At 27.9% G+C, this 20,313-nt stretch carries 26 protein-coding genes and 1 pseudogene; 17 read left to right on the top strand and 10 right to left on the bottom strand.

The genetic code is table 11. The annotated features are described in order from the left end of the window. Positions 1-385: 385 nt before the first annotated feature. From NNC19_RS19455 to scpB, 3 genes are all read left to right on the top strand, one after another. Positions 386-1,648, top strand: a complete 1,263-nt coding sequence (locus tag NNC19_RS19455) for a D-alanyl-D-alanine carboxypeptidase family protein (RefSeq protein ID WP_310940357.1) — start codon at positions 386-388, stop codon at positions 1,646-1,648. Positions 1,649-1,781: 133 nt separating this feature from the next. Continuing rightward, the gene (locus NNC19_RS19450; RefSeq protein ID WP_310940356.1) at positions 1,782-2,531 is read left to right on the top strand and encodes a segregation/condensation protein A; all 750 of its coding nucleotides are present in this window, start codon (positions 1,782-1,784) and stop codon (positions 2,529-2,531) included. Continuing rightward, positions 2,524-3,138 carry an SMC-Scp complex subunit ScpB gene (scpB, locus tag NNC19_RS19445; protein WP_310940355.1) on the top strand — a complete coding sequence of 205 codons (615 nt, stop codon included), beginning with the start codon at positions 2,524-2,526 and terminating at the stop codon, positions 3,136-3,138. The genes NNC19_RS19450 and scpB overlap by 8 nt, the downstream gene beginning before the upstream one ends. 116 nt (positions 3,139-3,254) lie before the next feature. Here scpB and ytfJ read toward each other — a convergent pair whose 3' ends face one another. Both ytfJ and NNC19_RS19435 read right to left on the bottom strand, forming a co-directional pair. Continuing rightward, positions 3,255-3,707: a GerW family sporulation protein gene (ytfJ, locus tag NNC19_RS19440; RefSeq protein WP_310940354.1), complete on the bottom strand. Its 453-nt coding sequence runs from the start codon at positions 3,705-3,707 to the stop codon at positions 3,255-3,257. Next, complete coding sequence (locus NNC19_RS19435) at positions 3,704-4,273, bottom strand: DUF2953 domain-containing protein (protein ID WP_310940353.1); 570 nt, start codon at positions 4,271-4,273, stop codon at positions 3,704-3,706. Before NNC19_RS19435 ends, ytfJ begins: the two co-directional genes overlap by 4 nt. Before the next feature lie 137 nt (positions 4,274-4,410). Between NNC19_RS19435 and NNC19_RS19430 the strand changes: the two genes are divergently transcribed. Next, positions 4,411-5,322 carry a D-alanyl-D-alanine carboxypeptidase family protein gene (locus tag NNC19_RS19430; RefSeq protein ID WP_310940352.1) on the top strand — a complete coding sequence of 304 codons (912 nt, stop codon included), beginning with the start codon at positions 4,411-4,413 and terminating at the stop codon, positions 5,320-5,322. Between the two features lie 81 nt (positions 5,323-5,403). Next, complete coding sequence (deoC, locus tag NNC19_RS19425; protein WP_310940351.1) at positions 5,404-6,069, top strand: deoxyribose-phosphate aldolase; 666 nt, start codon at positions 5,404-5,406, stop codon at positions 6,067-6,069. A 126-nt stretch (positions 6,070-6,195) separates the two neighbouring features. Here deoC and NNC19_RS19420 read toward each other — a convergent pair whose 3' ends face one another. Beyond that, on the bottom strand, positions 6,196-6,420 hold the full coding sequence (locus NNC19_RS19420; protein WP_310940350.1) for a hypothetical protein: 225 nt from the start codon (positions 6,418-6,420) through the stop codon (positions 6,196-6,198). 229 nt (positions 6,421-6,649) lie between these two features. After that, complete coding sequence (locus NNC19_RS19415) at positions 6,650-7,519, bottom strand: methionyl aminopeptidase (protein WP_310940349.1); 870 nt, start codon at positions 7,517-7,519, stop codon at positions 6,650-6,652. Positions 7,520-7,665: 146 nt separating this feature from the next. On the opposite strand from NNC19_RS19415, the gene NNC19_RS19410 reads away from it, so the two are divergent. Together NNC19_RS19410 and NNC19_RS19405 are read left to right on the top strand one after the other, a co-directional pair. Then, positions 7,666-8,658: a sulfide/dihydroorotate dehydrogenase-like FAD/NAD-binding protein gene (locus NNC19_RS19410; RefSeq protein ID WP_310940348.1), complete on the top strand. Its 993-nt coding sequence runs from the start codon at positions 7,666-7,668 to the stop codon at positions 8,656-8,658. Further along, a pseudogene (locus NNC19_RS19405) lies at positions 8,655-9,443 on the top strand (FAD-dependent oxidoreductase); the annotation flags it as partial. The gene NNC19_RS19410 and the pseudogene NNC19_RS19405, both read left to right, overlap by 4 nt. Here NNC19_RS19405 and NNC19_RS19400 read toward each other — a convergent pair. Together NNC19_RS19400 and NNC19_RS19395 are read right to left on the bottom strand one after the other, a co-directional pair. After that, entirely contained in the window at positions 9,423-11,138 is a 1,716-nt protein-coding gene (locus NNC19_RS19400; protein ID WP_310940347.1) for a recombinase family protein, read from the bottom strand. The pseudogene NNC19_RS19405 and the gene NNC19_RS19400 overlap by 21 nt on opposite strands. Continuing rightward, on the bottom strand, positions 11,138-11,515 hold the full coding sequence (locus NNC19_RS19395; RefSeq protein WP_310940346.1) for a helix-turn-helix transcriptional regulator: 378 nt from the start codon (positions 11,513-11,515) through the stop codon (positions 11,138-11,140). The genes NNC19_RS19400 and NNC19_RS19395 overlap by 1 nt, the downstream gene beginning before the upstream one ends. 275 nt (positions 11,516-11,790) lie before the next feature. On the opposite strand from NNC19_RS19395, the gene NNC19_RS19390 reads away from it, so the two are divergent. The 10 genes from NNC19_RS19390 (at position 11,791) to NNC19_RS19345 (ending at position 18,704) form a co-directional block, all read left to right on the top strand. After that, positions 11,791-12,033, top strand: a complete 243-nt coding sequence (locus NNC19_RS19390; protein WP_310940345.1) for a helix-turn-helix transcriptional regulator — start codon at positions 11,791-11,793, stop codon at positions 12,031-12,033. 59 nt (positions 12,034-12,092) lie between these two features. Further along, positions 12,093-12,254: a hypothetical protein gene (locus tag NNC19_RS19385; protein ID WP_310940344.1), complete on the top strand. Its 162-nt coding sequence runs from the start codon at positions 12,093-12,095 to the stop codon at positions 12,252-12,254. Between the two features lie 532 nt (positions 12,255-12,786). Continuing rightward, positions 12,787-13,539 (top strand): hypothetical protein, encoded by a 753-nt coding sequence (locus NNC19_RS19380; protein ID WP_310940343.1) that lies wholly within the window; start codon positions 12,787-12,789, stop codon positions 13,537-13,539. Between the two features lie 42 nt (positions 13,540-13,581). After that, on the top strand, positions 13,582-13,902 hold the full coding sequence (locus NNC19_RS19375) for a hypothetical protein (RefSeq protein ID WP_310940342.1): 321 nt from the start codon (positions 13,582-13,584) through the stop codon (positions 13,900-13,902). Between the two features lie 129 nt (positions 13,903-14,031). Then, positions 14,032-14,169 (top strand): hypothetical protein, encoded by a 138-nt coding sequence (locus NNC19_RS19370; protein ID WP_310940341.1) that lies wholly within the window; start codon positions 14,032-14,034, stop codon positions 14,167-14,169. A 231-nt stretch (positions 14,170-14,400) separates the two neighbouring features. Continuing rightward, on the top strand, positions 14,401-14,895 hold the full coding sequence (locus NNC19_RS19365; RefSeq protein WP_310940340.1) for a hypothetical protein: 495 nt from the start codon (positions 14,401-14,403) through the stop codon (positions 14,893-14,895). Between the two features lie 666 nt (positions 14,896-15,561). After that, on the top strand, positions 15,562-16,617 hold the full coding sequence (locus tag NNC19_RS19360; protein WP_310940339.1) for a hypothetical protein: 1,056 nt from the start codon (positions 15,562-15,564) through the stop codon (positions 16,615-16,617). A 109-nt stretch (positions 16,618-16,726) separates the two neighbouring features. Beyond that, the gene (locus NNC19_RS19355) at positions 16,727-17,065 is read left to right on the top strand and encodes a hypothetical protein (RefSeq protein WP_310940338.1); all 339 of its coding nucleotides are present in this window, start codon (positions 16,727-16,729) and stop codon (positions 17,063-17,065) included. A gap of 476 nt (positions 17,066-17,541) precedes the next feature. Beyond that, positions 17,542-18,030, top strand: coding sequence for a hypothetical protein (locus tag NNC19_RS19350; protein WP_310940337.1), 489 nt, complete (start codon positions 17,542-17,544; stop codon positions 18,028-18,030). A gap of 89 nt (positions 18,031-18,119) precedes the next feature. After that, positions 18,120-18,704, top strand: coding sequence for a hypothetical protein (locus NNC19_RS19345; RefSeq protein ID WP_310940336.1), 585 nt, complete (start codon positions 18,120-18,122; stop codon positions 18,702-18,704). A 45-nt stretch (positions 18,705-18,749) separates the two neighbouring features. Here NNC19_RS19345 and NNC19_RS19340 read toward each other — a convergent pair whose 3' ends face one another. From NNC19_RS19340 to NNC19_RS19325, 4 genes are all read right to left on the bottom strand, one after another. Next, complete coding sequence (locus NNC19_RS19340; protein ID WP_310940335.1) at positions 18,750-18,968, bottom strand: DUF2922 domain-containing protein; 219 nt, start codon at positions 18,966-18,968, stop codon at positions 18,750-18,752. A gap of 45 nt (positions 18,969-19,013) precedes the next feature. Next, complete coding sequence (locus tag NNC19_RS19335; RefSeq protein WP_310940334.1) at positions 19,014-19,238, bottom strand: DUF1659 domain-containing protein; 225 nt, start codon at positions 19,236-19,238, stop codon at positions 19,014-19,016. 118 nt (positions 19,239-19,356) lie between these two features. Continuing rightward, on the bottom strand, positions 19,357-19,542 hold the full coding sequence (locus NNC19_RS19330) for a YvrJ family protein (RefSeq protein WP_310940333.1): 186 nt from the start codon (positions 19,540-19,542) through the stop codon (positions 19,357-19,359). A gap of 85 nt (positions 19,543-19,627) precedes the next feature. Further along, positions 19,628-20,041 carry a hypothetical protein gene (locus NNC19_RS19325; RefSeq protein ID WP_310940332.1) on the bottom strand — a complete coding sequence of 138 codons (414 nt, stop codon included), beginning with the start codon at positions 20,039-20,041 and terminating at the stop codon, positions 19,628-19,630. Positions 20,042-20,313 lie beyond the last annotated feature (272 nt).

The following is a 20,313-nucleotide window of genomic DNA, read 5'->3' as shown; positions in this document are numbered from 1 at the left end:
AATTAATAAAGTAGCTTCAGATACTGAAATTGTACAGGAGTTAGGCGAATAATATGTAAAATTGGTTTCCCAATAATAAATACTTGAAATAAGAAAAGTGGTACTGTAGGCAAATTTCAAAATATACACAAAGTTCATTTACAATTAAGAGTATAATGGACATTTAGGAGAATACATACAATACTTGTGTATGGCAGAAAGTTAAGGGTGAAATAAGAAAAATTTTATACTAAAATAAACTCTTTAATTTATGAAATGATAGAATAAGATAAGTTGTAATAAAGTTTTGTTATAGAACTTTATTACAGCTTTTTTTTATTAAAGTGACAAAATGTGATATTTTTTTTTGAAATGGTAATAATAATCCTAGAAAGGAGGAAGATAAATGAAGAAAAAATATATAAAATTTATATCATTAAATCTACTACTTATGCTAACATTTTTTGTTATTCCATTTAATACAATAGCTTTAGCAGTAGAAGATGATATAAAACAAGAAGAAAAAACAGAAGAAAAGGCAGAAGAAACTGAAGCTGAAATAGATGAAAAAGAGGAGGGGAAAACAGAAGGTAATTCAGGTGGGGCAGAAAATATTGAAGCAAAGTCAGCACTTCTTATGGAACCTATTTCAGGCAAAATAATTTATGAAAAAAATATAGATGAAAAATTTGCTCCAGCTTCAGTTACAAAAATAATGACAATGTTACTTGCTATGGAGTCTGTAGATAATGGTAAAGTTAGTTTGTCTGATAAGGTAACTTGCAGTGAAAATGCAAAGAAGATGGGTGGAAGTACCATGCTTCTTGATACAGGAGAAGTGAGAACTTTAGAAGAGTTAATTAAGGGAGTAGCTATTGCATCAGGAAATGATGCAGCAGTAGCTATAGCTGAATACATAGGTGGTACAGAAGGGGATTTCGTTGCTTTAATGAATAATAGAGCAAAAGAACTTGGCATGAAGAACACTACTTTTAAGAACTGTAATGGACTTCCAGCAGATGGTCATTTATCAACTGCTAGAGATATTGCAATTATGTCTCAAGAATTATTAAAACATCAAACTATTTTAAAATATTCAGGAATATATATGGAAACAATTTCTGAAGGAAGAAAATCTCCCATAGAACTTGTAAATCATAATAAATTAGTGAGATTCTTTGAAGGATGTGATGGTCTTAAAACAGGATTCACCAATGAAGCAAAATATTGTATTTCTGCTACAGCTAAAAGAAATGGTGTAAGGATGTTAACAGTAATTATGGGAGCTCCAACATATAAAATAAGAAATAGAGATGCAGGTATTCTTATGAATCATGGATTCTCTAAGTTTCAAGGAAAAAAATTATTATCAAAAGATGAAGATGTACAGCAAGTTCAAATGGGAGAAAAAACCGATAAATTCTTTATAGCTAAAGCACTAGGAGATTTAGAAGTGGTAATTCCTAAAGGAATTAATGGAGAATTAGAAAAGAAAATCGTAATAGATGAATTAAAGAATGAGTACAAAGCTGGAGATATAGTAGGAAAGTGTGAGGTTTATTTACAAAATGAAAAAGTTGGAGAAGTTCAAATTTATTCAGATAGAGATATTCAAAAAGGTGGATTATTTGAAGGAATTAAATATAATATAAAGAATATCTTTAAATAGTAATATTATTAAAAAGCTATCTCAAAAAATGAGATAGCTTTTTTATTGAAAAATTTAGGTTTAAAGTGATTATAATTTATATTATAATAAGGAGTAGACTTTAGAAATTATTAAGGGTAAAGGGGGATCGTTAATGGAATTACCAAGTATAAAAATAGATAATTTCGAAGGACCCTTTGACTTGTTATTACATTTAATAAAGAAAAATCAAATGGATATTTATAATGTAGAAATATATAAGGTAACTAATCAATATTTGAGTTATTTAGATAAAATGAAGGAAATGGACTTAGACATTACTTCAGAATTTATTGTTGTTGCAGCTACCCTTATAGAAATTAAGTCAAAGACTTTACTTCCGAAGCCTAAAAAGGAAGAAGAGGATGAAGAGGATATTGAGAAGAATTTGTTAGAAAAGCTTATTTTATACAAAAAAATTAAGGAGTCAACTAATTTCTTTAGGGAACGGTATACAAGCGCAGGTAGTATTTTTACAAAAAAGCCAGAAATAATTGAAGAAGTTAAAAAAACTCCAGTTGATAATGATGATTTGTTAAAAAATGTTACTTTGTTAGATTTATATAATATATATAACAATTTATTAGAAATTCATAGAAATAAGCAAAATAGAGCAAATGTAATTCAGAAGAAAATTTATGTTGATAAATACAAAATAGAAGATAAATTTGATTATCTAACAGAGAGGTTAAATAAAGATAAATCCACAGATTTTGAAGACATAATGATGGAGTGTGAATGTAAGCTTGAATGTGTAGTAACTTTTTTAGCTTTATTAGAGATGATTAAACAAAAGGTGGTTAAAGTATATCAAAGTTCAAGTTTTGGGACTATAATCATTGAAAGGATGGCAGAAAATGAATAAGTTTGAAGTAGGTCAGTTTGAATTTAAGGAAACATCTAGAAGAGGAATTCAAAAGGCAATTATAGAAGCAATGCTTTTTGTAAGTGGAGAACCTCTTATGTTAAAAGATTTAGCTGTTCACTTAGAAACTAGTATTAAATATGTAGAAGATGTACTTGATGAACTTATGAAAGATTACGAAAAGGAAGATCGTGGGATAAAACTTATCAAAATTAATGGGGGATATCAGTTAGCCACAAAGAGTGAGCATAGTGATTATATTCAAAAATTGTTGAAAAAAAATAAAAGACAATCATTATCTCAAGCTTCTTTAGAGAGTTTAGCAATTATAGCATATAAACAGCCTATAACCAGAATAGATATAGATGAGATTAGAGGCGTTAAATCAGAAAGTGCTATCCAAAAGCTTGTTGAGAAAGAGTTAATTAGAGAAATTGGAAGACTTGAAGTTCCAGGGAGACCAATATTATATGGAACTACAGAAGAATTTTTAAGACAGTTTGGATTACATGATTTAAAAGAATTACCTTCCTTAGATTTATTTATATTAGAGGAAGAAGAGAAGTTGGAAGCAAGTATGACTCTTGAAGAAGGAGAAGACGAATAAAGTAATTTATTAATGATAAGTATAAATAAACATATAAGTATTTTTTATTAATTTTAATAAAAATAGCTATCTAAAAGAAATTATTAAAGTTCTATTTTAGATAGCTATTCTTATGATTATTTTTCATTTAATTTAAAAGAACAATCCGAAGAATCATAAGATTTTTCTTTTTCAGAAGTTGAATCTGATGTTTTTTTAAATAAGTCTTTTATCATATCAATAACTTGAGGTACAGTGTCAACAATTCTATCACAAGTACTATCATGGTCTACAGGAAGAAGTCTTACAGAGTCCTCTTTAACAACTAAAAAAGCTACAGGCTTTACAGTTACTCCAGCACCAGAGCCACCACCAAATGGATATTTTTGATCTATCTTATCTAGGGTTGATTTGTTAGGAAATTCACTTCCACCTGATGCAAATCCAAAACTCACTTTTGAAATTGGAATAATATAATTACCATCTTTTGTTTCTACTGCATCACCTATTACAGTGTTTACATCTATCATATCTCTAAGACTTTCCATTGTACTTTTCATTAAACTATCAATTGGATGTTCATTACTCATATTTTACCTCCTTCAATTTCTTTTTCTTTTATGTATAAAGTTACCTTTATGAATAAAATTACCATATAAATAATTTGTGCTAAAGAAAGGGTTATTATACTAGTTATTTTAATTTCGGTAATAATTTCATCTTTAAATATTGGATTTATAGGTAATATAAATTTTTTTATTTTAAAGATAATACTAAATATAAAAGAAAGCAAAGGCAAAGAAGTAGATAAAAGTCCATAGGAGATAGCTGTTTTTGCTGCATCAGCAAAGGAGTAGTTAAAATAGCCATCTATTTTTAACCTGGGTTTAAATTTATTGCTTTTGAATTCTTTAATATACAGTATAATTCCATCTACAGAAAGATTCTGAAATAAACTAGACTTTTTCTTTTTACTTTTAGTATTTTTTTGATTATTGCTGATATTAGTAGAATCAGTTTCACCTTTCTTTTTTTTTTGAATTAAAGAAAATTTATATACATTTATATAATAATTATCTTTTGAAAAAAATAAAGTGATTTTAATAGGTAAAGGAACAAAAATAATAGTTAAAATTATAAATAGTAATAATTTCATAGTATTCCTCCATAAATATAACATTCATAGTATTACCATTTATGCTGAAAATAAACTATGTTTTTTTATTATAAAATGTATTAATTAATAAAAAAAAGATAAACTACACATAGAGTACAATTTAGAAGGTGGTTTAAATGAAAATATTTATTAGAAAAATATTTGTGTTTATAGTAACTGCAATATTGGTACTAAATATAAATTTATGTACTATAAAAGCCTACAGTAAAGAAAATTTTAGAGTAAGTGCTCATAATGCAATAGCTCTAGATAGGGAAACTGGTCAAGTATTATTTGAACAAAAGGGATACGATTTAGTTCCAATGGCAAGTACTACAAAAATTTTAACAGCTCTCATTGCAATTCAAAAAGGAGATTTAGATAAAACTTTTACTGTAAGTAAAAATGCAGCTTCAGTTAGGGGATCTAAAGTTGGATATAAAGCAGGGGAAAATATTACAGTTAGAGAATTATTATATGGTTTGATGTATAAATCAGGAAATGATGCAGCAATAACTATAGCAGAAGGAATTGGAGGTTCTATAGAAGGGTTTGCAGAAATAATGAATCATTTTGCAACTAGTTTAGGATTATTAGATTCACACTTTGAATCACCTCATGGACTAGATTCTGGAGATCATTATTCATCTGCTTATGACCTTGCGATTTTAACTGCTAAAGGTATGGAATATGATACTTTTAGAGAAGTTGTAGGAACTAAAGAAATAGATAAGGCAAAATATAATTTTACAAGAAGTTACAATAATATTAATAAAATATTATGGAAAATTCCAGGAGCTAATGGAGTAAAAACCGGATATACAGGGCAAGCTGGAAAATGTTTAGTTTCATCTGTTAATGATAATGGAAAGGATATTATTATTGTAGTTCTAAATTGTCCAGATAGGTGGAATCAAACAGAAAAAATATACAAGTATGTAAAAGGGATTAATGCATATGAGAGTATGGTAATGAAAGAACTAGTAAAAAAAGAAGAGGAAGAGTATGGTTTTGATAAGGAAGAAGCACAATTTGAGATTAGAATGTAAAAATCTTTGTAATAAATAGTTTGCAATTATTATAAGATTTTGATAATCTGAAATGAGTAAAGTTTACAGGGGGAATTAAAAATGGATAAGAAGAAAATATTAAGTACAGTTGACCATACTCTATTAAATCAAACTAGTACTTGGGAAGAAATTAAAACAATTTGTGATGATGGTATAAAATATAAAACAGCATCTGTATGTATACCACCTTCATATATAAAGGAAGCTAAGGGGTATGTAGGAGAAAAGTTAGCTCTTTGTACAGTTATAGGATTCCCAAATGGATATATGACTAAAGAAACTAAGGTGTTTGAAACAAAGGATGCTATAGAAAATGGTGCTGATGAAATTGATATGGTTATAAATCTTGGTTGGGTTAAGGATAAGAAGTTTGAACTTATAGAGGATGAAATAAAATCAATAAAGGAAGCTTGTGGTTCAAAAATTCTTAAAGTTATAATTGAAACATGCTTCTTAACAGAAGAAGAAAAGATAAAAATGTGTGAAGTTGTAACTAAAGCTGGTGCAGACTTTATTAAAACTTCAACTGGATTTGGGACAGGGGGAGCAACTAAGGAAGATTTGGAATTATTTGCAAAACATGTAGGGAAAGAAGTTAAAATTAAGGCAGCTGGTGGAGTAAGAGACCTAGAAACAGCAGAGCTTTTTATAAAAATTGGTGCTAGTAGACTTGGAACTAGTTCTATTGTAAAAATTATAAATAATGAAGAAGTTACTGGTTATTAAAATAGAAAAATAATAGAAGCTTCCAATTTAAAGATGTATACATAGAGAATATTAGTAACAGTAGTATTCTCTATGTAATAAATACAAACTAAATATTTAATAAAATTATTAAATGGACTATTAGCATTAATAATAGCCTCTTTTACTTATAACATAGTCTTTGAAATATACTATTTTGTTTCTATTCGTTATATTTACCTCATATAATAAGGTTGGAAATCTAAGTGACGCAAGATAAGCATATCCATCTACAGCTTCAGTACAAATTCCTGTAGCCATATACCAATCACCTTCATCCATTATCATTACAATATCACCTTTTTTAATAGGTGCATATACTACATCTGACATAAGTTTTCCTCCAATATTTATATTTTTCTTTAGTAAAAATATGTTGTTCAATATAGTTTTCGGATGATTCTAAAGAAAACTTTAATTAAATATTAAAAATAAAAAATGTAATTGTAGGATATTAATACCTATAATGATATTGTGTTGAAATTTATACAAATTAAGGATATACCAGTTACTATTGTAATAGGCATATCCTTAATTTGAAAAATTCTTATAATTAAAAATATTAGTGAGTAAGTATTTCTGTTCCAGTTTCAGTGACTAGGACAGTGTATTCCCATTGTGATGAAGGATATCCATCTTCTGTTAGAGCAGTCCAATCATTATCTGCATCTACAAATAAGTTAGGTTTTCCCATATTTATCATAGGTTCAATTGTGAAAATCATGCCAGGAACTAATAGCATATCAGTACCTTTTTTACCTACATGAGCAACAAAGGGATCTTCATGAAACTGAAGTCCAACACCATGGCCACCAAATTCACGTACTACAGAATAACCATTAGCTTCAGCATGTTTTTGGCATGCTTCACCAATGTCACCTAAGAACCCCCAAGGTTTAGCAGATTCAAGAGCTAAATCTAAACATTCCTTAGATACTCTAACTAGTTTTTTCAAATCTTCATGAACTTCACCAATCATAAACATTCTTGATGCATCAGAGTAATACCCATTATAAATAGTAGATACATCTACATTTATAATATCTCCATCTTTCAATATTACATTTTTATCAGGTATTCCATGACATATTTCATCATTAATTGAAGTACAACAACTTTTTGGAAAACCCTCAAAGTTTAAAGGTGCAGGAATTGCCCCTTTAGAAATTGTATAATCATGAACTAAAATATCTATATCTTCAGTAGATAGACCTGCTTTAATATTTTTAGCAACTAAATCCAAGACTTCAGTATTTATTTTAGCACTTGCACGTATTCCTTCAATTTGTTCAGCATTTTTAATTATATCCTTTGGTGGGATTATACAACCTTTATTTTCATAATGTTGTAATTTTTGATCAAATTCTAAATGGCACTTTTTATATTTTTTATTACTACCACACCAACAAAGATCATTTCTATTAAGATCCATTAATATCTCTCCTTTTTATAATTGTCTATATTCATTATATAACTTTTAAGTGAGAATAGGAATGAAATAAATGTATAATGATGTAACAAATTATATTTTAGAAAATACTTTAATATAAGGAGTAATTTCTATAAAAGGGGTACTTGATGATTAAAGAAAAAATGGATTGTATTGACTGTGGAACAGAATATTGCCCATGTAAGTTAGCAGAATCAGGTGAATGTATATTATGTTCTCAATTACATGAAGAATGTTTTTGTGATTGTGTAAATTGGAAAGGAGTTTGTGTATATCAAGAATTTTATAATAATGGGTTGAAAGCAAAGGAGGGAAGAAAAGCTATAACTTGCAAGGTTGTAGGTGTAGAAGCACTTAATAAAGAACTTACCATGATTAAATTTTCAGCTCCTCATAAACTTGCACTAGATTTAGTGAAACCAGGTAGTTATATATTTATTAGGACTGATGAAAATTATTTTTTTGATATACCAATTTCAATTATGGAATCAGATATAGAAAATAATATAATTACTGTAGTTATTGAAATTAGAGGAATTAAAACAAAAAGAATACAAAGCATAAAATTATATGATGAAATAGTAATAAGAGGGCCATATTGGAATGGTGTATTTGGAATAGATAATTTAATAGCACAAAAAGAAAAAAATTGCCTAATTTTTTCTAGAGGAATAGGAATGGCACCAATGATGCCAGTTATACGAAAACTTGTCTCTAATAATAATGAAGTAGATGTTTATGTAGATTTGAGTCCTTATAAGAATAATTTTGTTAAAGAAAATATAGAGAAGTATGGTATATTTCCAAAGGAAACAAATCTTCTTCATAATGGAAAGTTATCTAAGGAAGGTAGATTTATAATAGATCATTCAATTAAGGATAAGAACATAGAGTTCATTCATTTAGCTGGTGCAGATATTTTGACTTATGGTGTAATTGATTATTTAGATAAAATAAATAGAAATGATATTAAGTTATCTTGTTGCAATAATTTTAAGATGTGCTGTGGAGAAGGAATCTGTGGTGCATGTACAGCAAGGTATGCTGGACATAAAGTAAAGAGATTCTGTAAATTGCAGCAAGATCCAAGAAGCATTTTTAAGGGGAGAAGATTTATATGAAAATAGTTATAGTTGGTGGAGGTTGGGCAGGAACAGCTGCAGCTATTAGTGCAAAAAAAGCAGGTGCTGAAGTTCATATTTATGAGAAAACTGATTTATTATTAGGACTTGGTAATGTTGGTGGCATTATGAGAAATAATGGTAGATATACTGCATCAGAAGAACTTATTGCATTAGGTGGAGGCGATTTAATTAAGGTTACTGATAGGGTGACAACTCATAAAGATATAGAGTTTCCAGGACATAAAAATGCTAGTCTTTATAATGTAAATAAAATAGAGGGAGAAGTTAAAGATTATGTAGAATCCTTAGGAATTAATCTTCATATGGAAAGTAGGGTAAGAGATGTAGAATTTGATGGGCACAAGATTAAAGGAATATATTTAGCAGATGATACCTACGTGGAAGGCGATGTCTTTATTGAGACAACAGGTACAACTGGACCTATGGGAAATTGTTTAAGGTATGGTAATGGTTGTTCTATGTGCATTTTAAGATGTCCATCATTTGGACCAAGAATAAGTATAAGTCAAAGATGTGGAGTGTCTGATACTCAAGGAGAAAGAGGAGAAGATGTGTTAGGGGCTATGAGTGGGTCCTGTAAACTAGCTAAAGAAAGTTTATCAGATGAAATAAGAAATGAGTTAGAGGATAAGGGCGTTGTTGTATTAAAGGTTCCAAAAGAAGATATTAATTATGATAAACTTAACAGTAAGGTATGTCAGCAATATGCATTAAAAGAATTTGCTGAAAATATAATACTTTTAGATACAGGACATCCCAGGTGAACCATTCTGCAAAATTTTGGATAATTCTTCTTCGCTATATTCTATTTCTTTATCATCTTCATCACTTCCAATAAACTTCATTTGTATACGTCCATTTCCTCTGCCTTTACCATACCAATAAATAACGTCAACTAGCCCATCTATTATTTCTTTCTGTTTTTCCATAGGTAATGTATCAATGTTTTTGCAATCATTGAGGTGTTTTTCTATGATTTGGACATTTAACATATCTATTTTTAATTTAGTATTATCTAACTCAAGGTTATTGATTTTTAGTTCAATATCTTTACATTCTAATTCCAGGGCTTTAATTTTAGTAACTAGGATATCAGATATTTCTGTGGTTAAAGAAAGTTTATCTACTAAATTGTCAATTTGTTTCTTTTTGTTTAATAAGGATTTTTCAAGTGAAAGTTTTTCTATACCTACACTATTTTCCTTTGCCTTTTGCTTATACTGCTCTTTTAGGGAGTTTAAGTACTCTTCTTTATTTTGAGAAACTTGTTTTAGGCTTAGTATTACAAGTTTTTCTATTATATCTGCTTTTGCGTTGTCATTAGCACATAATGCTTTGTGTGATTTTCTTTTTAATGAGCATGTATAGTAAAAGCGTTTTTTGCCTGTGGCATTGGAGACAGATCCATGTTGAATTAACATATACTCCTTACATTTTCCACATTTAAGTTTGCCAACTAATAGAGCATTGTGGGTTTTGCCCAGTCTTGGGAATTTTGTTCTATTGGTATCAAACTGTTCTTGAACTTTAAGCCATAACTCAGGTTCTATAAAGCCCTCTACAGTACTTACTGCTGCAAATCTTTCACTTAAAGGTTTATTTTGTTTTACGAATTTTCCATTCTTTTTACTTTGCTCAGTTTTGTTATAGGTTAATAGTGAATGAACATTATCAGCCACTCCGTAGATGGACCAATTGTTATTTTTCAGATAGTTTATAACTTCTGAATTTGATTTAACATATATAGGGTTTTGTAGAATGATCTTAAGTGTAGATTTTTCATACATAATGCCTGTTCTTGATTTTATTTGATTTTGTGTAATGTAGACTTCTAATTGATGTAGGCTACCAAGTTCAAGGTATTTTTCATATAAGAATTTTACCAGGTTCATTTCTTCTTCATTTACAATTAATTGAGTTCTTTCTTTAGGTAATCCATTTTCATCAATAAAAGAAGTCCTTTCTGAAGTAAAGCCAACAGGAATTTTTCCACCAGTCCAACGACCATTTTTGGCCATTTCAAGCATGTTATCCTTTACTCTTTCAGCAATAGTTTCACGTTCCAATTGGGCAAAAACAGAAGCTATATAGATCATAGCTCTGCCCATTGGAGTACTTGTATCAAACTGTTCTTTGATTGAAATGAAATCACAATTATGAGATTGTAAAATTTCTAGTGTTGAAGAAAAATCAGCTACATTACGGGAGATTCTATCTAATCTATAGCATACAAGAATGTCAAGTTTCTTGCTTTTTATAGCACGCATAAGCTTTTTGAATTTAGGTCTATCAAGATTTCCACCACTGAAGCCTTCATCTTCATAGATGGTGAATTCAACATCTTTACCTATAACTCTATTTATATAGTCTTTACACATTTCAACTTGATTCTCAATAGAATCACCTTTTCCAGTGAACTTGGATTTTCTACTGTAAATAGCTACTCTTTTAGTCATTATTTACTTTCATCTCTTTTCTTTCTTATTCTTTCTATTCCAGCTTTGAAAAAATCTTTTAGAAAATCTGATTCATATTCATTTAATTCTATACCATCTAATTTAAGTTCATCAGATTTAAATATAGCATCTAATGTATCTGCTATATCACTAACAGTATGCTCAATTGTTTCTAAATTTAGTAATTCATCAACTGTAGTGTCTAATGCTTTTGCAACTTTCTCTAGATTATTAGAGTTTAAATTTTGGCTTTTACCGTTTTCTATATCATGTAGTGTTGCATAGCCAATACCACATTCTTCTTTTAATTTATTTAAACTCAATCCTTTTTTCTCTCTCAATGTCTTTATATTTAATCCTAAGGTACTAATATTCATTTTAAACCATCCTCTATTTGTTTTTATTTGTTATAAGTAAATTATATCAGTTTGCCGATAATATGCAATAAAATTAATTATCGGTAAAATGACATAATTATTTAAAAGTTATCGTTAATGTGATAGAAATGAATAAAAAAAGGAGTATTAGTGAGATAAAATGGGAATTTGTGTGAAAAATAAGTGGTACAAGCGATAAATGAATATTTACTATGTCAGAAAAGCGATATATAATTCAAATATAATCTCGCTTGGGCGATAAGTAGGAGGGGAAGATGAACATAAATAAGATTATTAAAACACTTGAAAGACAAGGAATATCAATGCATGAGTTATCTAATAAATGTGGGGTGCCATATTCCACATTGCATGATATTTTGAATGGAAAAGCTAAGAATCCACGTGTTGATACAGTAAGTAAAATTGCAGAAGGTCTTAATATGTCAATTAATGAAATTTTAAATGAGGAGGGAATTGATGAAGAGAGTAATATTGAAAATAAAGAAAAAGAAAACTGATAGTAACCCTTTAGGTAAATGATTCATATTATGTATGGAGTTTTTTATGGGGGTGGACAATGTATACTGTATCATTAATTTTACCAAGTAAAAAGAAAGGGAAGGAAGAACTTGAAAAAAGGTATGCAAGAATTATGGCTAATATAACTGCTGATATGCTCAGTACAGAAGAATTGAAAATTTTAATTGATAAGTTGGAAGCAAAAGAGAAACAGGCTTAGTGCCTTAAGGCCTAAAAAATAACATAATAAATGTTAAGTAAGGATTAGGTGGTATATGTATATTTTATTTAAAGCAATAGCAGGAGGTTTATCTTTAACTTATTTGATGATGCTTTTAATTTTGTGTTTTAGGGATTTTATGATAAGCAAGAAAGAAAAGAAGAAAATAGGAATTTTCATTAATATGATTTTAACAATATGGACATTAATAAGTTTCATTTATGTTTTCATGAGTTTTTTCTATGATTAAAGCTTTTAATGTATAAACAATAAGAGGACAAGCTAAGTAATTTAAGAAAATTGTTAGGGCTTTTATGGAAGGAGGATTTTTTGAAATCAATTATTAAATCTATTACAAAAAAATACACACTGCACCTCGTCAAAGCTTGCAATGTGTGTGAAGCCTGATTAAAAACCTCATATTTATTATAGCTTAAAAATGGCTATAAAACAACCTTTTATCGGGCTTGTAATAGGTATTATCTTAATAACCATAAGGTAATTTAGAAGAGGATAAGAGGTGAAGAGATAGGTGCCTATAAGAGAGAAGAGAATCTATAGTGGAAAATATCTAGAGGTAGAAATTTATCCAATAACAAAGAATGAACAGAAACAGAAGAGGGGGAAGAAAAATAAAATATCACTCCCTAAGCAAAAAAACTTAAATGATAAAAATTCTAAGAAACATCTAAGAAGATTAATAAATGCAAATTTTACAGATAAAGATATAGTATTTCATGGAACTTATGATGAAGAGAATTTACCTAAAAGTGAAGAAGAGGCTAAAAAGAATGTACAGAATTTCTTGAGAAGAATAAAAACATATAGGAAGAAGAATGGATTAGAACCACTAAAGTATATAGCAGTAACAGAATATAAAGAAGCTACTGAAGATAAAAGAACTAAGACAAGAATACATCACCATATAGTTATGAGTGGTATGGATAGAGATGAAGCTGAGAGGATATGGGGGAAGGGAAAGCATTCTAATGCTGATAGACTTAAGGCTAATGAACTAGGATATGAAGAACTAGCTAATTATATTGCTAAAGATCCTAAGGGAAGTAAACGGTGGTGCCAAAGCAAAAATCTGCAGCAGCCAATTGTAAAAGTAAATGATTATAAATATTCTCATAAGAAAGTTTGGGAGTTAAGTCAGTCCCAAGGAGATAAAAAGATATTTGAAAATTTATATCCAGGATATAGATTTACGGATCATAGGGTAGAAGTTAATGATATTAATTCTGGTACCTATATTTATATAAAAATGAGACAACTGAATTGAAGAATGATAGGTAAGAAGTAAAAAAAATAATGAGGAAAGAGGATGGGAAAGGTTATGAATAAATCTAAATTAGAGAGATTATATGAAGAAAGAGGGTTAATGGATTATAAGCTTAAAACACTCCAGGATTTATTTTTTATTTATGGGGTTAAGCTTAATCAAGTTGATGGATATAGTAAACTTGAAGGTGAATATAGAGTTAGGGTTAAGGAGTTTATTATGGATTATTATAATAGTTATGGATTGGAAAGTAGTGGGATAAGTATTCTTAATGTAATTAAAACAGATGAGTATTTAAAGGTTGAACTTGTTGATGATGGTCATTGGAGAATAGGGTTTTTAGAATTAGGTGTTAATAATTAAAGAGGATTTTTGGGGCATAGAAATATACTTGTTTTACAGTATTATAGTGATTTCATAATATAAAATTTAAATTTTTTAGAGTATATGTTATCATTAATTTAGTATTAACTAAATTAGGAGGTAATAGTTATGAACAGTGTTAATATTGAATGGTTTACTCTTCTGATAACTATATTTAATATATTATTATGGAGTGGAATAATTTTTGGAATCTATAAATATCATAAATATAAAACTGAGACAGAAAAATTAAAAAAGAATAGTTAATTGCAATATTTAAAGAAAAAGGTATATTTCATGTTGTTATACAAGAAATATACCTTTTAAAAATATATTAAGTTACATCAAGCTTAGTAACTTGTCTTACAGTTAAGTTAGCACCTGATTTGCTATTGAAAAGCAATCACTTAATGATTCAACGTTAATGATTCAGCATTACTTTTCACACTATGATATAATTGTAATATAAGTAAAAAAGTTTCAATATGTGGGGGTATTATGGGGAAAAAAATTATTTATATATTGATGGTTATAGTATTTCTGTTATTTGTAAGCGAAAGTCTTTACATATTATCTTATATTCAACCTAAGATAGTTTTTACATCAGGGATGAAAACAATAAGTGATGAGGATTATAAAAGAATTTTAAATAATCAACAGGTATCTTATTCAAATAAGAATATTGATAAGTTTAAAGAAATATCCGTAGGAATTAAGTCAAAGGAGCCTATGGGAATTAATAGCCACATAAAAATAGAAAGAGATATTTTGAAAGAATATTTGAGAAATGATGAACATATCCAAATACTTGGTGGTAATTCTTTTGATCATGGAAGTGAATATAATGAAAGTATTGAAGTTTACTTAATTGACATATCAGAAGATGAATTAAAAAAATCGCTTGAAAATTTTAAATATAAAGCTAAGTGGAATAATATATGGAATAATAATTATAATCAAGTTTTCTACTTAAAAGATTACTTGTCAGAGTAGATAAATTAATAGTCTTAAGCCATTTGTAGAAATTGAAAAAACAATTTTGAATTTAGTATTTATAAATTAAAAGAGAATAAGGGTAGATTTTATGTTGTTGTACATAGAATTTACCCTTGAAAAACATATTAAGCTACATCAAGTTTAGTAACTTGTCTTACAGTTAAGTTAGCACCTGATTTGCCTATTAGAGCACCATATTTAGTTAAAAACACTCAAGGATTTATTTTGTATTTATGGTGTTAAGCTTAATCAGATTGATGGATATAGTAAACTTGAAGGAGAAGAAAGGGTTAGTGGTTGAGGAATTTATTATAATAGTTATGGATTGGAGAGTAGGGGGATAAGTATTCTTAATGTAATTAAGTTAAATGATTGTTTAAAAGTTGAGCTTGTTGATGAGGGTCATTGGAGAATAGGGTGCTTGGAATTAAGTGTTGATAATTAAAGAAGATTTTTCAGTTATAGAAATATACTTGTTTTATAATGGGTGTTATAACAATTTGATAATATAAAATTTAAAGATAGTAAGTGTTTAATTATGCTTATTATCTTTTTTTATAAAAATGCTTTAGCAAAAATATACATAATTACTTCAATTTTATGTTGGTATATTTACATATTATTTTATATTATGTATAATTTAGGATGTGAGAGGGGATAAAAATGATTAAACATTTAAAGAAAATTTCTGTATTTGCTACAATATCATTATTGTTAACACAATCAACAGCATTTGCAACAACAAACAAAATTTCAGGGGAGGATTTGTATAAGAATACTGCTGTACAACTTCTCAAGGGAATGAAATCTGATAAAGTAATTGAAAAAAATATTCCGTTGTATAATGCGAAAAATGATGAATCAGCTATATTATTTGATTTAAACGAAGGATATATTATAATTGATGAATCAACAAATGAAATATCAGAATTTAGCTTAACAGAGGATAACAAATATTTTAAAGATTCAAGTAAACATTATGTTTATTGTGGACCTACAGGTTCCTATGAAGAAAATAGTGGAAAACTAAAAAACTTAGAAACTAATGAAGAAGAAAATAACAAAGAAAAAGTTCAAGAAGGAATAAATAGATTTAAAAAAAATGTTGAGAAAAATCAATTAAGTAACTCAGTAAAATCACCCAAAACTATTAATAAGGCTAGTAATAATACTCTTTATGTAGACAGAATAGAGGGAAAAATACCAAATCTAAGTTACAATCCAAATGGTATATGTGGATCTTGCGCAGTTGGAAATTTATTAACATTTTTTCATTGGAATATAACTCATGGTTTTGTTCCTTCAAGATATGAAAATTCTGTGAATTCTGGGGGGAATGGAGAAGAATTCATTAAATCTATAGTTCCATATGTAGATGGAGATTCACCAGGATCTAATCAAAATGAACTTAAATCAGGACTAAAAAAATATTTAACAGAGAGGGTTGGCTTCAAAGGAGACGTAAGTTTATATGACCTAAGTTCAGGGCCTGCAGCAGAAGCTCACGGAGTAGACAAGCTTAAATCTGGATTACCATTTATACTAGGACTACATCAGGCTAGTGGTAATCAATATGGAGATCATTGGGTTGTGGCAATAGGTTTTGCTCATACAGCTGAAAATGATTCTATTCCAGTATTATATAAAGTTATTAATGGATGGGGATCAAATGAGGCCTATGTTAATGTTGCATGGACAGACTATATGGTTGCTATCTAGTTAATTTGAAATATGAGATGTTTGTAATTAAAAAAATATATTTTGGGTAATGATTGTTATATCATTAGGTGGTATATTTTTTACTATCTCACATAAAGGAGTTAATAATATGAATAGAAATATAACAATTAATATAACTCCAAAGGCTATTGTGATTATTAAAACTGGTAATCCAGTGTTGGAAAAAGTTATAGGATCTAATGAAGATATGGATAAAGTGATATCTTTTATAAAATCTATAAAAATTCAAAAAAAACTTGATGAGAAATATAAAGGGTGGATATATTCTATACACATTATAGATGAAAATGGTAATACTGCTAGCGTTGGTATTCTTGATGACAAAATTTCTTATAACAATTCATTTTATATTATTGATAAAAGTGTAGCTGAAAAATTTGAAAGTTTATATAATAAACTTAATTACAATGAAAAAACATTTAATTAAACAAGTATGATTAGATAAGTTAGTTAAATACTATTTGAACTAAATGGCTAAAGGTGGCAGCTTAGTTTATTGATTAAATGAAATTTTATATGCAAAATAGGAAGTGAGGTTCTTTCTCAAGGAACTTCACTTCCTATTTTTCATATAACTTTTAAAGGAATGTTAAAATAATAAAAAGTATTGAATCATTTGGATTATAAGCTTAAAATACTCCAAGATTTATTTTTCGGTCATAGAAATATACTTGTTTTATAATGAGTGTTATAGAAATTTGATAATATAAATATTGATATAAAATTTAAAGATAGTAAGTGTTTAATTATACTTAATATCTTTTTTTGTAATGTGGATAGACAATAGTATTATGGTAAGTAATATTTAACAAAAAAACATGTTGATGCAATTTACAGTTTAAGTTTATTTTTCCATAATCGATAAATAATATATCTGTTCATATGAGGAGGAACAAAGAAAAAATGAATAACATAAATACTTATAATAATATATCTAATTTAAATATTAAAAATGAATCAGCTAATAATACTAATTATATACAACCTAGAAATAAAAATCAGGCTGATAAGACTGAAAATAACAGTAAAGATAATATTCAAATAGATCAAAGAAATAAAAATACCATTAATACTAAAAAAGCATATAATGCTTTTCAAGATACTTGTAAAGAATTTGGAACTGTAGAATGTGGAGGAGATATTTGTGGTACTATGCAATTCTATGTAAATAATTTAATTATCTTTATGAAAGATGAGGGTATGTCTGTTCCAGACTTTAATGTAAATAGTGACAATATTAATAATAATGATTATTTAGGTTTTATAAAAAAGCTAAAAGAATTTACCAAGAAAGCTATGGAAGATGAAAAAAGTGTAAATATTGCACCTGATAACTTTTTTGAGTTTTGTGATGTTTGGGAAAAAAAGCTTATTCAAAATGGTTGCAATTAAGTACTTTAATTTAACTCATCTAATATAGAGATATAGATGTTTTCAAATTTGGCTTTGAATATTAGAGCAATTATAAAGGGGGTGTCATAATGTCATTTACTTTATGTAATAATAGTTCTATAAATTTAAATTTCATTATACATGTATTAAACAAGTACAATGAAGAAGAATTATTTTCAAAAGATGGATTTTTAGATAGGAAGGAACTTGAATCTAATGCAAGAAATACATGGAATACCATTATTGAAGATTTTCAAAAATCCTTTAGGGAAACTGGTAATGACTCTTTTGTACAATGGGATATAAGATGTATTAGAAAAAAAGATTTATTTAAAGTTTTATTTAAAGATACTGAAATTGGATATAATACATTTTTAGATATATGGGATAATTATTATAAACAGTGGTATGAAAAATACCAAAGTATTATTTTTCAAAAAACTGATGAAATTATTCCTGATATATATAAATTAGTTTATGACAAATTAGCTATTAAAAATATTAATCCAACTGGTAATTTTGGAATTCAAATAATTTTAGGTAACATACCAAATGGATTTACTACAAAAGGATGTATTTTTACTATTGAACCTATAGATAATTTTTCTGATAAAAATAAAATAATTGAAGTTTCAGAAAGAGTATATAAATTAATATGTGCAACAATAAAATAGAAAAAGGTAGAATTCATGTTTAGTATACACGAATTCTACCTTTTATTAAGCTACATCAAGTTTAGTAACTTGTCTTACAGTTAAGTTAGCACCTGATTTGCCTATTAGAGCACCATTTTTAGTTAAGAAAATATTCTTTGCTATAATAGTGTCCATAAGAGCACTAGCTTCAGTTTTACTTATTGTAGGTTTAACACCTTCAATACTTAAAGAATTCTTTTGTCCATTAGCACAAACAAATGTTAAAGATAAAATATAGTCCATTTAGAAGATCCTCCTTTCTTAAAAATTTAGGTAGAGATTTTTAAACTAAGCATTAACTATGCTTGAAGAATCAATGATGTAAAAATCTCTAGTTGCAACATTTAGAACATTTTTCATAGCAATAGCTACATCATAAACATTCTGAACATCAACATCAGTTCTTACGTTAGAAAAAGTCTTTTTCTTGAAAGTAGTATTACCAGAAGCATCTTTACCACTTTCTAACTCTATTTGTAGAGAAGAAGTTTCTATAGTCTTAGTAACTGCCATTTGTTTTTCCTCCTTTCATTTGGTTTCACATAAGATATATACAGAAAATAGAGGAATGCATATATTTTTATAAAAAAAATATAAAGCAATAAACATTAAGTATGCTTATTGCTTTATATTAAGCTGCATTGTTATCATCATTATCTATAACAACACCTAGCTTTGTAGAAATTATTGTATTTAGTTTGTTGATTGATGATGATAAAGTAGTAATTTGCTTTTCAAGTCTAATTAGCAAATATGTAGAAACTGCTACGGGGAATCCAGTATTTGCTATTACATTAATTAGATCATTCACATCCATCATGTTCACCTCCATTCTCTAAATAAGTTATATTACTAATTATGGGGAAAGTGATGTTTAAAAATTATTATTTTCAACTAATATGTTAATCAGTAGTATTTTTCTTGGTGATAGAATTATAATATTCACTTATAGCTATATCAACAATTGAACTAACATAAGTATTTAAATCAGGGTTGATGCTTTTTAGTTCATTTAGTTTCCTAACGGTAGAAGCTCTTAACATATATGTCCTTTTTACATTTAAGGGTTCTCCATCAATTGGTGGAGCAGCTCCATTAGCTCCAAGAGTTTTTCTGTTATCATATTTTTTAGGAGTTGTTGGAGGAATTTCTTTAGATATTTTATCAGTAGAAATATCATCATTATCATCAGAAAAGCTAAAGGTAGCAATGCATTTTCCTTCGGGTTCGGTAAATCCATCACTAAAACCATCATCAATAGGTTCTTCATACGCTATATCATCTTTGCTCATTACAAATTCTTTTTTTCTTGCCATAAATAATCACCTCTATTAGAGATATATGCAAAAATTTATGTAAAGCATATTCTTCACCATATATATGGTAATATTCTCGAGAATAAATATGGTTTTATGGTAATATTCTTCTCCATATAAGGAAACTCGACTCAGATATCTTCGCTGAGTAAGTTTGCCTTGCCAAATCATAGATTTGGAGGCTCACTTATGGAAATATTCTCGTATAATGTAGTTAAGATAAAAGAGAGAGAAATACAATTATCTTATACATATGTTATACGAAATTTCTT

The organism is Clostridium sp. SHJSY1 (genome assembly GCF_031626875.1).
Classification (GTDB): Bacteria; Bacillota; Clostridia; order Clostridiales; family Clostridiaceae; genus Clostridium.
Note: the sequence above shows the minus strand (reverse complement) of the source record. Positions and strands in the feature narration are given on the sequence as shown.

What these genes read in the sequence shown, in the direction of transcription:
- NNC19_RS19455 (WP_310940357.1), top strand. Translation starts at nt 386, where the DNA reads ATGAAGAAAAAATATATAAAATTTATATCATTAAATCTACTACTTATG.
- NNC19_RS19370 (WP_310940341.1), top strand. Translation starts at nt 14,032, where the DNA reads ATGAACAGTGTTAATATTGAATGGTTTACTCTTCTGATAACTATATTT.
- ytfJ (WP_310940354.1), bottom strand. Translation starts at nt 3,707, where the DNA reads ATGAGTAATGAACATCCAATTGATAGTTTAATGAAAAGTACAATGGAA.
- NNC19_RS19450 (WP_310940356.1), top strand. Translation starts at nt 1,782, where the DNA reads ATGGAATTACCAAGTATAAAAATAGATAATTTCGAAGGACCCTTTGAC.
- NNC19_RS19400 (WP_310940347.1), bottom strand. Translation starts at nt 11,138, where the DNA reads ATGACTAAAAGAGTAGCTATTTACAGTAGAAAATCCAAGTTCACTGGA.
- NNC19_RS19350 (WP_310940337.1), top strand. Translation starts at nt 17,542, where the DNA reads ATGAATAACATAAATACTTATAATAATATATCTAATTTAAATATTAAA.
- NNC19_RS19390 (WP_310940345.1), top strand. Translation starts at nt 11,791, where the DNA reads ATGAACATAAATAAGATTATTAAAACACTTGAAAGACAAGGAATATCA.
- scpB (WP_310940355.1), top strand. Translation starts at nt 2,524, where the DNA reads ATGAATAAGTTTGAAGTAGGTCAGTTTGAATTTAAGGAAACATCTAGA.
- NNC19_RS19340 (WP_310940335.1), bottom strand. Translation starts at nt 18,968, where the DNA reads ATGGACTATATTTTATCTTTAACATTTGTTTGTGCTAATGGACAAAAG.
- NNC19_RS19365 (WP_310940340.1), top strand. Translation starts at nt 14,401, where the DNA reads ATGGGGAAAAAAATTATTTATATATTGATGGTTATAGTATTTCTGTTA.
- NNC19_RS19330 (WP_310940333.1), bottom strand. Translation starts at nt 19,542, where the DNA reads ATGGATGTGAATGATCTAATTAATGTAATAGCAAATACTGGATTCCCC.
- NNC19_RS19420 (WP_310940350.1), bottom strand. Translation starts at nt 6,420, where the DNA reads ATGTCAGATGTAGTATATGCACCTATTAAAAAAGGTGATATTGTAATG.
- NNC19_RS19430 (WP_310940352.1), top strand. Translation starts at nt 4,411, where the DNA reads ATGAAAATATTTATTAGAAAAATATTTGTGTTTATAGTAACTGCAATA.
- NNC19_RS19410 (WP_310940348.1), top strand. Translation starts at nt 7,666, where the DNA reads ATGATTAAAGAAAAAATGGATTGTATTGACTGTGGAACAGAATATTGC.
- NNC19_RS19355 (WP_310940338.1), top strand. Translation starts at nt 16,727, where the DNA reads ATGAATAGAAATATAACAATTAATATAACTCCAAAGGCTATTGTGATT.
- NNC19_RS19385 (WP_310940344.1), top strand. Translation starts at nt 12,093, where the DNA reads ATGTATACTGTATCATTAATTTTACCAAGTAAAAAGAAAGGGAAGGAA.
- NNC19_RS19375 (WP_310940342.1), top strand. Translation starts at nt 13,582, where the DNA reads ATGGGAAAGGTTATGAATAAATCTAAATTAGAGAGATTATATGAAGAA.
- NNC19_RS19360 (WP_310940339.1), top strand. Translation starts at nt 15,562, where the DNA reads ATGATTAAACATTTAAAGAAAATTTCTGTATTTGCTACAATATCATTA.
- NNC19_RS19345 (WP_310940336.1), top strand. Translation starts at nt 18,120, where the DNA reads ATGTCATTTACTTTATGTAATAATAGTTCTATAAATTTAAATTTCATT.
- NNC19_RS19335 (WP_310940334.1), bottom strand. Translation starts at nt 19,238, where the DNA reads ATGGCAGTTACTAAGACTATAGAAACTTCTTCTCTACAAATAGAGTTA.
- NNC19_RS19415 (WP_310940349.1), bottom strand. Translation starts at nt 7,519, where the DNA reads ATGGATCTTAATAGAAATGATCTTTGTTGGTGTGGTAGTAATAAAAAA.
- NNC19_RS19325 (WP_310940332.1), bottom strand. Translation starts at nt 20,041, where the DNA reads ATGGCAAGAAAAAAAGAATTTGTAATGAGCAAAGATGATATAGCGTAT.
- NNC19_RS19435 (WP_310940353.1), bottom strand. Translation starts at nt 4,273, where the DNA reads ATGAAATTATTACTATTTATAATTTTAACTATTATTTTTGTTCCTTTA.
- NNC19_RS19395 (WP_310940346.1), bottom strand. Translation starts at nt 11,515, where the DNA reads ATGAATATTAGTACCTTAGGATTAAATATAAAGACATTGAGAGAGAAA.
- deoC (WP_310940351.1), top strand. Translation starts at nt 5,404, where the DNA reads ATGGATAAGAAGAAAATATTAAGTACAGTTGACCATACTCTATTAAAT.